Source organism: Microbacterium sp. Se63.02b, assembly GCF_014171575.1.
Classification (GTDB): domain Bacteria; phylum Actinomycetota; class Actinomycetes; order Actinomycetales; family Microbacteriaceae; genus Microbacterium.
This window is the reverse complement of the sequence record NZ_CP050453.1, coordinates 1961903-1974147: the sequence shown is the minus strand read 5'-3', so window position 1 is coordinate 1974147 and position 12245 is coordinate 1961903. Positions and strand designations below refer to the sequence as shown.

The following is a 12245-nucleotide window of genomic DNA, read 5'->3' as shown; positions in this document are numbered from 1 at the left end:
GTCAGGCCCGCGGGTCCGGAAGCAGGGAGCCGTCGCGCTCGAAGTCCGCGATCTGGCCGATGCGGCGGATGTGGCGCTCGTCGCCCGAGAACGGCGTCGCGATGAATCGATCGATGAAGGCGGTCACGTCCTCGTAGGTGTGCTGGCGCGCACCGATCGAGATCACGTTCGCATCATTGTGCTCACGTGCGAGCTCGGCGGTCGAGAGGTTCCAGACGAGCGCGGCCCTGATACCTTCGACCTTGTTCGCCGCGATCTGCTCGCCGTTGCCGGAACCGCCGAAGACGACGCCCAGCGCCTCCACTCCTGCGCTCTGGTCGGCGACCACTGCCTGCGCGGCGCGGATGCAGAACGCCGGGTAGTCGTCCACCGCGTCGTACTCGATCGGGCCGTGGTCGACGACGTCGTGTCCTGCCCCGCGCAGATGGTCCTGCAGCTTCGTCGAGAAGTCGAGACCGGCATGATCGGTGGCGATGTGGATGCGCATGGCTCCCATCCTAGAAGTCGCGGATCACCGGCTGCGCCTCAGGGCGCGACGCCGGCTGCGGCGGGCTTGAACCCGACGCGGACGTTCTCGCAGCACCCCGGACGGCAGACGTCGAATCCCCCGGGCAACGACGTGACGTGCGCTCGCTCCTCGTTCGGACGGCCCCGAAGGCGCTCTTCGATCAGATCGACGATGCCCGAGACGAATGCCGGTCGCACACCCGGCGTCGGTGTGCGGGTGAACGCGAGGTCCGCCTCTTCCGCGGCCTCGGCCGCCTCCGTGTCGAGATCCCAGAGAACCTCCATGTGGTCGCTCATGAATCCCACCGGAACCACGATGACGGCCTTGCGGCCGCGGGCGGGCAGTTCCCCGATGACGTCGCACACATCCGGCTCCAGCCACGGCTGCGAAGGGGGGCCGGAACGCGACTGGTAGACCAGCTCCCACGGCACATCCGCTGCTGCGGGAAGAGCGGCGCGCACCTGGTCCATGGTCCATGCCGCGACGGCGAGGTGCTGCGCGGCGTAGGCGCCGCCCTCCCCTCCCCAGTCGATGTCGCGGGCGCCCGAGCGCTCGGCGTCGGCAGTGGGGATGCTGTGCGTGGAGAAGAGGACCTGGATCTCGATCGCCGCGATGCCCTGATCGAGATAACCCTGCACGGACTCGCGCACGCCGGCCTCGAAGGCCTCGACGAACCCGGGGTGGTCGTAGAAGGGGCGGATCTTGTCGATCGTCACGCTCTCTCCGAGGCCCGTCTCGGTCAGCACGCGTGCGAAGTCCTCGCGGTACTGGCGGCAACTGGAGAAGGAGCTGTACGCGCTGGTCGCGAATGCGAGCAAGGTCGTGTGGCCGTTCGCCGCAGCCTCGGGGACGACATCCTCGAGGTAGGGACCCCAGTTGCGGTTGCCCCAGTACACCGGCAGGTCGATGCCGCGCTCGACGAGTGCATTCTCGAGCGCTTCCTTCAGCACCCGGTTCTGGCCGTTGATCGGACTCACGCCGCCGAAGTGCCGGTAGTGATGTGCCACCTCCTCCAGCCGCTCGTCCGGGATGCCACGACCTCGTGTGACGTTCCGCAGGAACGGGATCACGTCTTCCTGCCCCTCGGGCCCGCCGAAGCTCGCCAGCAGGATGGCGTCGTAGTCGACCGGAGTCGGCACGAAGGGTGCGCCGTCCGCGGCGGCGGGCGAAGCAAAGGGAACGACATTCGGCTCGATCGCAGTCACCCTCTCATCTTCCCACCTCCACGGCGAGCCGATGTCCGCGTCTCCTGCATCCCGGTAGCGGAATCGGAACGTGAGCGGATCCTTCGCTCTGGCGTAGGCTGTCATGGTTGCCGTCGGCGCCAACTGCGCCCAGCCGCGGTGACGTCCCCTCACCCCTGGGAGTACAGCTGTGCCTGGAGAGAACCTCACCCGTGTCGAAGCGCAGGAGCGCCGCAGCGTCATCGACACGCAGTCCTACGAAGTCGCCCTCGACCTGACCAAGGGCGCCGAGATCTTCGGCTCCCGCAGCGTCGTGCGCTTCACGGCGACGCCGGAGAGCTTCACCTTCATCGACCTCATCGCCCGCGACGTCCGGGAGATCTCGCTCAACGGCGAGCAGCTCGACCCGAACGAGGTCTTCGCCGACTCGCGCATCGCGCTCACGGGGCTCCAGGCGGAGAACGTCCTGGTGGTCGACGCCGACTGCCTCTACACGAACACCGGTGAGGGCCTGCACCGCTTCGTCGATCCTGTCGACGGTGAGGTCTACCTGTACTCGCAGTTCGAGGTGCCGGACTCCCGACGCGTGTTCGCGGTCTTCGAGCAGCCCGACCTGAAGGCGACGTTCCAGTTCACGGTGACGGCGCCTGCCGCGTGGAAGGTCGTCTCCAACTCCCCCACTCCCGAGCCCATCGTGCATGACGACGACGTCACGGCGACCTGGGGCTTCGAGCCGACGCCGCGCATCTCCTCGTACATCACGGCCCTCGTCGCAGGACCGTACGAGTCGACGTTCTCGGAGTTGACGAGCGCTTCGGGTCGCGTGATCCCGCTCGGCGTCTACGGCCGCAAGAGCCTGTGGCAGCACCTCGACGCCGACTACATCTTCGACAAGACCCGCGAGGGCTTCGCCTACTTCGAGTCGAAGTTCGGCGTCCCGTACCCGTTCGCGAAGTACGACCAGCTCTTCGTGCCCGAGTTCAATGCGGGTGCCATGGAGAACGCCGGCGCGGTGACGTTCACAGAGACCTATGTCTTCCGCAGCAAGGTGACCGACGCCGTCAAGGAGCGTCGCGTCGTCACGATCCTGCACGAGCTGGCCCACATGTGGTTCGGCGACCTCGTCACCATGAAGTGGTGGAACGACCTCTGGCTCAACGAGTCGTTCGCCGAGTGGGCATCGACCATCGCCACCGCAGAGGCCACGGAGTGGACCGAGGCGTGGACGACCTTCAACGCCATGGAGAAGACCTGGGCCTACCGTCAGGACCAGCTCCCCTCGACGCACCCGATCGTCGCCGAGATCAACGACCTCGAAGACGTGCAGGTCAACTTCGACGGCATCACCTACGCCAAGGGCGGTTCCGTCCTGAAACAGCTCGCCGCCTGGGTCGGCATCGAGGCGTTCTTCGCGGGTGTCTCGCAGTACTTCCAGAAGCACTCCTGGGGCAACACCGAGCTGAGCGACCTTCTCGCGGAGCTCGAGGCGACAAGCGGTCGCGAGCTGAGCACCTGGTCGAAGAAATGGCTCGAGACCGCGGGCGTCAACACGCTCGAACCGGTCATCGCAGAGGACAACGACGGCGCGATCTCTCGCTTCGCCATCACGCAGACCGCCCCCGCCGACTACCCCACGATCCGTCCGCATCGCCTCGGCATCGGCTTCTACACCTTGGCCGACGGCTTGCTCACGCGTACGCACTACCTCGAGGTGGACGTCGACGGCGATCGCACCGAGGTCCCCGAACTGCACGGGATCGCACGCCCCGACCTCGTCCTCCTCAACGACAACGACCTCGCATACACGAAGATCCGCCTCGACGAGAGGTCGCTCGCCACCGCGATCGCCCACGTGGCGGACATCCACGACCCGCTGGCGCGTTCCCTGGTGTGGGGCGCCGCATGGGACCAGACGCGCGACGCCGAGACCGGCGCCTCCGCGTACATCGACCTCGTCCTCGGGAACATCGGCAGCGAGTCCGAGTCCACCACGGTGCGCACCACGCTGGCGCAGCTGCGCACCGCGGCGACCCTGTATGTGGCCCCTCACCAGCGCGAGGCCGCGCGACTCAAGATCGCCGACGGCCTCTGGGCGCTCGCCGAGTCGGCCGAAGCCGGCAGCGACAGCCAGCTGCAGTTCGTCACCGCATTCGCGAACGCCCTTGTGACGCCTGAGCACGCCGGCATCATCGGGCGTCTGCGGTCGGGCGAGGAGACGCTCCCCGGGCTCGAGATCGACGCCGATCTGAACTGGCAGCTGCTCGTCGGCCTTGCCACGATCGGTGCGACCGACGCCGCCACGATCGACAATGCTCTGGCCGCCGACAACACCGCCAAGGGCGCCGAGTTCGCCGCGCAGGCTCGCGCCGCCCTGCCCGACTCCGCGTCGAAGAACGCCGCCTGGGACTCGCTCATCGAGCGCGACGACGCACCGAACACGATCGTGCGCTCTGCGGCGCTCGGCTTCGTGCACCCGGCGGGCGCGTCCGTCCTCGGCGAGTTCGTCCCGAAGTACTTCGACATGCTCCTGCCCGTGTGGGAGTCGCGCAGCTACCAGATCGCGCAGTACCTCGTCGTCGGCCTGTTCCCCACTGCGCTCGCAGACGTCGCCCTCCGTGACGCCACGCGCTCCTGGCTCGCTGCCAACCAGGACGCCCCGCCCGCACTCCGACGCCTCGTCCTGGAGAACCTGGCAGACGTCGAGCGGGCCCTCGCTGCCCAGGCGCGCGACGCCGAGGACTGAGCGCCCGAGGCATCCGTCACGGAGACCATCCGTCCTGTCGCAGGCGTGTCGCACCACGACGCGGCGCGATCCCGGGGCGGATGGCCTCCGCTCGGGCGCTGACACCGTCCAGCCGACGCAGAGGCCCGATCGATAGGATCGTGGGTGATGATCCTTCCCTTCGATGTCACTGAACCGCCGACGGAGACCCCCCTCCCCGACTGGCTGGTCGGCCTGCTCGACGTGCTCGGCAAAGTCGGGATGAAGGCTCTCGCCGTCGCTCTGATCATCATCAGTTGCGTCGTGATCGGTCTCATCCTGCGCCTGGTCATCCGCCGCGTCGTGCACCGTATCGTCGACAGCGCGAAGAACAAGGCCTCGGTCGACGACACGCAGGCCCTCGAGCGCTCGCCGCTCGCCGACATGCGTCTGGTGCAGCGGACTCGCACGCTCGGCACGATCCTGCAGAACATCGTCAACGTGATGCTCGTCGTGATCGCGATCGTGCTCATCGTCAACGCTCTCGACTCGAGCCTCCTCGGCTCACTGACCCTGCTGACGGCGGCCGTCGGCGCCGGACTCGGTTTCGGCGCGCAGAACATCGTCAAGGACGTGCTCAACGGCATGTTCCTGGTCGCAGAGGACCAGATCGGCATCGGCGACGTGGTCGATCTCGGTCTTGCGAGCGGTGTCGTCGAATACGTCAGCGTCCGCATCACGCAGGTCCGCGACGTCAACGGCACCCTCTGGTACGTCCGCAACGGCGAGGTCACCCGCATCGGCAACATGTCGCAGGGGTGGGCGCGATCGATCATCGACATCGGCGTCCCCGCCGACTCCGATCTCGACCAGGTCGAGCACATCATGCTCGAGACCGCACAGGGACTCGCGAAGGACCCGAAGTGGCGCACCCGCATCATCGAGAAGCCGGAGCTGTGGGGACTCGAGTCGGTCGACGGCGACGCCCTGGTCGTACGCATCGTGATCAAGGCGCGCGCGAACGCGAAGGATGACGTCGCGCAGGAGCTCCGCCGCCGCCTCCGGGCTGCGCTCCTGGAGAAGGATATCGGCGTTCCGCGCATGTCCGACGTGGTGCCGACGGGCCTCGATGGAGCACGCCGGGTCCGAGGCGCGAATCCGCCGCGGACAAGACCCAACGCGGTCACCGGGGTACCGGTCATCCCCGACCGCGGCATTTGGCGTCGCAAGAAGCCGACAGACGACGGGAGCCCGCAGAAGTGACGTTCTATGACGAGGTCGGAGGGCACGACACCTTCCGGAAGATCGTGTCGGTGTTCTACCGAGAGGTCGCACTCGACCCCGTGATGAAGCCCATGTATCCCGAGGACGACCTCGGACCTGCTGAAGACCGGCTTCGGATGTTCCTCGAGCAGTACTGGGGAGGCCCGACCACCTACGGTGACACGCGCGGCCACCCTCGACTGCGAATGCGGCACATGCCCTTCCACATCGACACGGATGCGCGTGATCGTTGGCTTCGTCATATGCGCACGGCTGTGGACGAAGCGCAGTTGTCGCCCCTGCACGAATCGACGCTGTGGGACTACCTGGAGCGCGCCGCCTATGCCATGGTGAACACATTCGAGCCATCCGGGATCGGCGCCGCGCCCGGGGGGCGACCGACGATCGAGACCCGATCACGTCAGGAATCAACGGAGAAGCCATGACGACACAGCCCCTGTCCACAGATGTCCTGGTGATCGGGTGGGGGCTCGCGGGACTGGTCGCCGCCGCTGAGGCGCTCGATGCGGGAAAGCGCGTGATCCTGCTCGATCAGGAGCCGCGGACGAACCTCGGTGGTCAGGCCTGGTGGTCGTTCGGGGGCCTGTTCCTCATCGACTCCCCCGAACAGCGACGGTTCGGGATCAAGGACTCCCTGGAACTCGCGACACAGGACTGGTTCGGCAACGCCGGTTTCGACCGTCCTGAAGATGAGTGGCCTCGGCGCTGGGCGGAGGCGTATCTGCAGTTCGCCGCAGGCGAGAAGCGCTCCTGGCTTCGCGAACGCGGCGTCGGGTTCTTCCCGGTTGTCGGCTGGGCGGAACGCGGCGGCTACGGTGCGATCGGCCCCGGCAACTCCGTCCCGCGGTTCCACATCACCTGGGGCACCGGACCCGGTATCATCGCGCCCTTCGCCGCGGCAGTGGAGCAGGGCGAACGCGAAGGTCGACTGACGGTACTCCCTCGGCATCGGGTGACAGCGCTCATCGTGACCGACGGCGCGGTCGTGGGCGCGCAGGGTCGCATCCTCGCGAACAGCGGCGCGAAGCGGGGAGTCGTCTCCTCGCGCGACTCCATCGGCGAGTTCGAGATCACGGCACGGTCCACCGTCGTGTCCTCCGGCGGGATCGGCGGCAACCACGACCTCGTACGTGCTGCGTGGCCGGCACGCCTCGGCACGGCACCGACGCACATGCTCACCGGCGTTCCCGCATACGTGGACGGCTCCATGCATGCGGTGAGCGAGGCCGCGGGCGCGCGCCTGATCAACGGCGATCGGATGTGGCACTACGTCGAAGGCATCACGAACTGGGACCCGGTGTGGCCGTCCCATGGCATCCGCATCCTCCCCGGACCTTCTTCGCTCTGGCTCGATGCCACAGGCGTACGCCTCCCGGTCCCGCTGTTCCCCGGATTCGATACGCTCGGCACGCTCGAGCATCTGCGGAGGACAGGCCACGATCACTCCTGGTTCGTCACGTCGAGGCAGATCGTCGAGAAGGAGTTCGCCCTTTCCGGCAGTGAGCAGAATCCAGACCTCACCGGCAAGGACGTCGGCCTCCTCCTCAGGTCGCGGCTGGCGAAGGGTCCGACCGGGCCTGTGCAGTCGTTTCTCGACGAAGGCGAGGACTTCATCGTGGAGAACGACCTCGAATCTCTCCTGGAGCAGATGCAGCGGCATCAGGGCGGTGAACTCCTGGATATCGACAACGTCCGCCGCGAGGTCCTCGCCCGCGACAGGGAGATCGACAACAGCTTCACCAAGGATGCGCAGATCGGCATGCTGCGTTCCATGCGCGAGTACCGCGGCGACAAGCTGATCCGGACGGCGGTGCCGCACCGGCTGCAGGACCCGTCAGCGGGCCCGCTCGTCGCCGTCAAGCTGCACGTGCTGACTCGGAAGTCCCTCGGCGGCATCAACACCGATCTCGACGGACGCGCTCTCGATGCGCAGGGAGACCCGATCCCCGGTCTCTACGCCGCGGGTGAGGCGAGCGGATTCGGCGGCGGCGGGGTGCACGGTTACCGCGCACTGGAAGGCACCTTCCTCGGAGGGTGCCTGTTCTCCGGACGCACTGCGGGACGAGCAGCCGCAGGCGCGAGCTGACCTGTCGCTCGTGCCGCGCCCGGCGGCTCACCGGTGGCAGAGCGGAGAAGGTCCCGTCTACCACGAGAGACGTCGACCCTGCGATGTCGAGGCCGCGCGGCGGCGGTCAGTCCGAAGTGCCGGTGTCGCGGACGCCGGTCAACCCTGACGCGACGGGGCCGCGGGCCAGCACGTGACCGCGACGGAACGCCAACCGCGTCCAGCGTCCGGACCGCGTCACCGGAACCTGCTCCTCGCCGGAGATGAACCCCATCGCATCCGCTGCGAAGGCGATACCGCGCGGCAACCCGCCGAGATCGGGATCCGGCTCCCCCCACACCGCGGCACGAAGCGCGCGAACCGCCTCCTCCCCCGATCCGACTCCGGCACCGCGTGCCACGGCGGAGATCCCCCACTGTGCGCGCTGCGCGATGACCGACGCGGCCAGAGTCCCCTCCGACGTCCACCCGCCCCGGGGCGGCGCGATCCCCGCCCATGCCGGTGATAGTCCCGTATCGGGAAGGACCAGCTCGTCTGCTTCTTCGGTCGTCGACAGCCGATCCACGACGATGTCGCACTGAAGCTCCGGATCGGCGTGCACGATGCGCATCGCGAGAACCGTCGGCGTCTGATCGAACAGTCCGTGCGGCGCGAGGGCTGCGGTCGTCAGCGCGAGCACTCCACTCGCCGCCTGCAACCGCACGCCTTCGTCGGTGATTCTCGTCGCCCGCCCGACGAACGTGAGGACGTCCTTCGCGGTATCCGGGTCGGCGAGGAGGAGGTGATGCGGCACGCGTTCTAAACTACCAATGGAGCGGCATGTGCGGTCGCGGGGAGGAACTCATGAGCGCGACAGATCACGCCACCCGTACCGTCGAGCGACTGCTCGAGGTCCTCGATCTCGATGCGACACAGGCCAGGACGACAGAGGACATCTTCACAGGGGCCTCGCACCCGATGCCGAGCGGTCGCATCTACGGCGGCCAGGTGCTCGCCCAGACCCTGCTCGCCGCCGAGCGCACCCTTCCGGAGGACCGAGCGGTGCACTCGATGCACGGCTACTTCCTGCGTCCCGGCGACGCGAGTCACGGCATCACGATCGCCGTCGACCGCATCCACGACGGACGTTCGTTCTCGACGCGGCGGACGCAGGCGTATCAGAACGGTGTACCGATCTTCTCGATGATCGCATCGTTCCAGGACGGCGACCCCGGCGTCGAGCACGCGGAACCGATGCCGCAGGGCATCCCCGATCCTGAAGAGCTCGCTCCGGACGAGGAGCGCGTGCGAGGTCTCGCAGAGGCGACCACCCGGATGCTGGCCGAACGCGCCGCGGACATCCGTCACGTCGAGTCTCCCCTGTACGGCCCGAGCGGAGATGACCGCGTCGCCCGGCAGGCGGTGTGGATGCGCCTGCGTGCGCCTCTCCCCGACGACCAGCGGCTGCATCGCGCCGCTCTCGCCTATCTCAGCGACATGACCATCCAGGAATCGATCCTTCGCGCGCACGGCGTGTACTGGGCGCTGCCCGGCCTGAAGGTCGCCAGCCTCGATCACGCGATGTGGTGGCATCGACCGGCACGAGTGGACGACTGGCTGCTCTACGTGCAGGAGTCTCCGAATGCGCGCGGCGGTCGCGGACTCGCGACGGGGCGGATCTACGCGCGCGACGGCGCTCTGATCGCGAGCGTGGCGCAGGAGATCATGATCCGCGTGCCCGACGAACAGCCCTGACCCGCACGCCGCCTCCGAGAGACGGCCGACTCACCGGTGCGTGTACTCGATCGACGGACCGACGAAAGGCTCCCAGGCGTCGCGCATCTCCTGCGTGAGGCGGGTCGGCCGACCGGTCTGCGCGTCGACGAGAACGATGACCGCCGTCGACCGGGCGTAGAGCTGTCGTGGCTCTGCCGTGGGGTCGTTGTGGACCTCGTAGCAGACTTCGACACTCGAGCCGCCGAGCTTGCCGAACCACATCTGCACTTCGAGCGGGCGCCGCTGATAGGGCACCGGAGCGAGATACTCGATCTCCTGGCGGGCGATCAGCGTGAGGATGCCTTCGTCGATGCCGGAGTCGAGAACGGCGGTCGATGGCGCCGCTTCGCCGGGGCCCGCACGCCAGAATGCCCTGACACGCGCCTCTTCGAGGAGTTTCAACATCGAGGTGTTGTTCACGTGATTGAACGCATCCAGGTCACCCCAGCGGAGGTGGATCGGGATGTGCAGGCGCGACCCGGGCGAACTCGACACCTCAGCCTCAGTCGCGCGTCAGCTTGCGGTGCGTGGACCGATGCGGCTTCGCGGCGTCCGGGCCGAGGCGCTCGATCTTGTTCTCCTCGTACGCTTCGAAGTTGCCCTCGAACCAGTACCACTGATCGGGCTTCTCGTCGGTGCCTTCGTAGGCGAGGATGTGCGTCGCGATGCGGTCGAGGAACCACCGGTCGTGCGTGATGACCACGGCGCAACCGGGGAACTCGAGCAGCGCGTTCTCGAGCGAGCTCAGCGTCTCGACGTCGAGGTCGTTGGTCGGCTCGTCGAGAAGCAGCAGGTTGCCGCCCTCTTTCAGCGTCAGGGCGAGGTTGAGGCGGTTGCGCTCACCACCGGACAGGACGCCGGCCTTCTTCTGCTGGTCAGGTCCCTTGAAGCCGAACTTCGACACGTAGGCACGCGACGGGATCTCGGTCTTGCCGACCGTGATGTAGTCGAGTCCGTCGGACACGACCTCCCACAGCGTCTTGTTGGGATCGATGTTCGAGCGGGACTGATCGACGTAGCTGATCTTGACCGTCTCACCGATCTTCAGGTCGCCGCCGTCGAGCGGCTCCAGACCCACGATGGTCTTGAAGAGCGTGGTCTTGCCCACACCGTTCGGACCGATGACGCCGACGATGCCGTTCGGCGGCAGGCTGAAGCTCAGTCCGTCGATGAGGGAGCGGCCGTCGAAGCCCTTCTTCAGGTTCTTGGCCTCGATCACGACGCTGCCGAGACGCGGACCCGCGGGGATCTGGATCTCTTCGAAGTCGAGCTTCCTGGTGCGTTCCGCCTCAGACGCCATCTCCTCGTACCGGGCCAGACGGGCCTTCGACTTCGTCTGACGGCCCTTGGCGCTGGAGCGGACCCACTCGAGCTCCTCTTTGAGGCGCTTGGCGAGCTTCGCGTCTTTCTTACCCTGGATCTCGAGGCGCTCGCCCTTCTTCTCCAGATAGGTGGAGTAGTTGCCCTCATAGCCGATGAGGCGACCACGGTCGACTTCGGCGATCCACTCGGCGACGTGGTCGAGGAAGTACCGGTCGTGGGTGATCGCGATGACGGCACCCTTGTATGCCTGCAGATGCTGCTCGAGCCAGAGAACGCTCTCGGCGTCGAGGTGGTTGGTGGGCTCGTCGAGGAGCAGCAGGTCAGGCTTCTGCAGGAGCAGCTTCGCCAGAGCGACGCGACGCTTCTCACCGCCGGAGAGAGGGGCGATCGCTGCATCTCCGGGAGGTGTGCGGAGCGCATCCATCGCCTGCTCGAGCTGCGAGTCGAGATCCCAGCCGTCGGCCGCGTCGATCTCTTCCTGCAGCGAACCCATTTCGGCGAGCAGGGCGTCGAAGTCCGCCTCGGGGTCGGCCATGAGCGCGGAGATCTCGTTGAAACGGTCGACCTTCGCCTTGATCGCGATCCCATCCTGGATGTTCTCGAGGACGGTCTTGGTCTCGTCGAGCTCAGGCTCCTGCATCAGGATGCCGACGGTGAACCCGGGCGACAGCTTCGCCTCACCGTTGGAGGGAGTGTCCAGCCCGGCCATGATCTTGAGGATCGTCGACTTGCCCGCGCCGTTCGGACCGACCATGCCGATCTTGGCTCCGGGGAGGAACGCCATGGTGACGTCGTCGAGGATGAGCTTCTCGCCCACTGCCTTGCGCGCACGCACCATCGAGTAGATGTACTCAGCCACCGAAAACCGCTCCTTCTGTTGGCGTCGAAGATCGACACTCCAGCCTACCGGCCTCGCGTCATGTCACCAGTCGATCGGGCGCGTGGTGCCGACGAGGCAGCGCCCTTCCGCAAGCTGCGGCAAGACCGTCGTGACCACCTGACCTGTGGAGGGACCCACCTGTCCGACCAGACACTCGGTCTCTCCCCATCGCACCGAGAACTGCAGGCTCTCGGCGGGATTCCCGACCGTCGACCGGTCTTGCGTCACCTGCATAGCACCGCGGTCGAAACCCGCACCGATCAGCGCATCGATGTAGGCGCGCCCCGACCCTCGCTGATCGGTCGCCCAGACCCCCTCGGCGATCGCGGTGAACAACGGGAGGTTCTCTTCCGCGGTGCCGTCGGGCACCAGCACCGGTCCCGCGGGCGCCGAAGGTGCTGGGCTGGGCGACACCGCGGACGTCGGCGAGGCCGAGACCGACGGCTCCGCCGACGTGCAGCCGGACAGCAGAACGAGGGCGGCGACCGAGGCGGCGAAGACACCGACCGTACGCGCCGGCGAGGAGACCGATCGACGAAGCACGA

General features: G+C 67.2%; 11 protein-coding genes. 5 read left to right on the top strand and 6 right to left on the bottom strand.

What is annotated here, in order from left to right; genetic code table 11:
- Position 1: 1 nt before the first annotated feature.
- Together G4G29_RS09700 and G4G29_RS09695 are read right to left on the bottom strand one after the other, a co-directional pair.
- On the bottom strand, positions 2–487 hold the full coding sequence (locus G4G29_RS09700; RefSeq protein WP_183152655.1) for a ribose-5-phosphate isomerase: 486 nt from the start codon (positions 485–487) through the stop codon (positions 2–4).
- A gap of 38 nt (positions 488–525) precedes the next feature.
- Positions 526–1713 (bottom strand): ferrochelatase, encoded by a 1188-nt coding sequence (locus tag G4G29_RS09695; protein WP_183152654.1) that lies wholly within the window; start codon positions 1711–1713, stop codon positions 526–528.
- Between the two features lie 169 nt (positions 1714–1882).
- On the opposite strand from G4G29_RS09695, the gene pepN reads away from it, so the two are divergent.
- The 4 genes from pepN (at position 1883) to G4G29_RS09675 (ending at position 7763) form a co-directional block, all read left to right on the top strand.
- Positions 1883–4435, top strand: a complete 2553-nt coding sequence (gene pepN, locus G4G29_RS09690; RefSeq protein ID WP_183152653.1) for an aminopeptidase N — start codon at positions 1883–1885, stop codon at positions 4433–4435.
- Positions 4436–4582: 147 nt separating this feature from the next.
- Entirely contained in the window at positions 4583–5656 is a 1074-nt protein-coding gene (locus G4G29_RS09685; RefSeq protein WP_183152798.1) for a mechanosensitive ion channel domain-containing protein, read from the top strand.
- Positions 5611–6102 carry a globin gene (locus G4G29_RS09680; protein ID WP_274601238.1) on the top strand — a complete coding sequence of 164 codons (492 nt, stop codon included), beginning with the start codon at positions 5611–5613 and terminating at the stop codon, positions 6100–6102. The genes G4G29_RS09685 and G4G29_RS09680 overlap by 46 nt, the downstream gene beginning before the upstream one ends.
- Positions 6099–7763, top strand: coding sequence for an FAD-binding dehydrogenase (locus G4G29_RS09675; RefSeq protein WP_183152651.1), 1665 nt, complete (start codon positions 6099–6101; stop codon positions 7761–7763). The genes G4G29_RS09680 and G4G29_RS09675 overlap by 4 nt, the downstream gene beginning before the upstream one ends.
- Positions 7764–7869: 106 nt before the next feature.
- Here G4G29_RS09675 and G4G29_RS09670 read toward each other — a convergent pair whose 3' ends face one another.
- Entirely contained in the window at positions 7870–8535 is a 666-nt protein-coding gene (locus tag G4G29_RS09670; RefSeq protein ID WP_183152650.1) for a hypothetical protein, read from the bottom strand.
- Between the two features lie 50 nt (positions 8536–8585).
- On the opposite strand from G4G29_RS09670, the gene G4G29_RS09665 reads away from it, so the two are divergent.
- Entirely contained in the window at positions 8586–9476 is an 891-nt protein-coding gene (locus tag G4G29_RS09665; protein ID WP_183152649.1) for an acyl-CoA thioesterase II, read from the top strand.
- 30 nt (positions 9477–9506) lie between these two features.
- On the opposite strand, the gene G4G29_RS09660 is transcribed toward G4G29_RS09665, so the two are convergent.
- The 3 genes from G4G29_RS09660 to G4G29_RS09650 all read right to left on the bottom strand — a co-directional run bounded on the left by G4G29_RS09660 (position 9507) and on the right by G4G29_RS09650 (position 12243).
- Positions 9507–9992 carry a thioesterase family protein gene (locus G4G29_RS09660; RefSeq protein ID WP_183152648.1) on the bottom strand — a complete coding sequence of 162 codons (486 nt, stop codon included), beginning with the start codon at positions 9990–9992 and terminating at the stop codon, positions 9507–9509.
- A 7-nt stretch (positions 9993–9999) separates the two neighbouring features.
- Positions 10000–11679 carry an energy-dependent translational throttle protein EttA gene (gene ettA, locus G4G29_RS09655; RefSeq protein WP_183152647.1) on the bottom strand — a complete coding sequence of 560 codons (1680 nt, stop codon included), beginning with the start codon at positions 11677–11679 and terminating at the stop codon, positions 10000–10002.
- Between the two features lie 63 nt (positions 11680–11742).
- Positions 11743–12243 (bottom strand): hypothetical protein, encoded by a 501-nt coding sequence (locus G4G29_RS09650; RefSeq protein WP_183152646.1) that lies wholly within the window; start codon positions 12241–12243, stop codon positions 11743–11745.
- Positions 12244–12245: the final 2 nt, after the last annotated feature.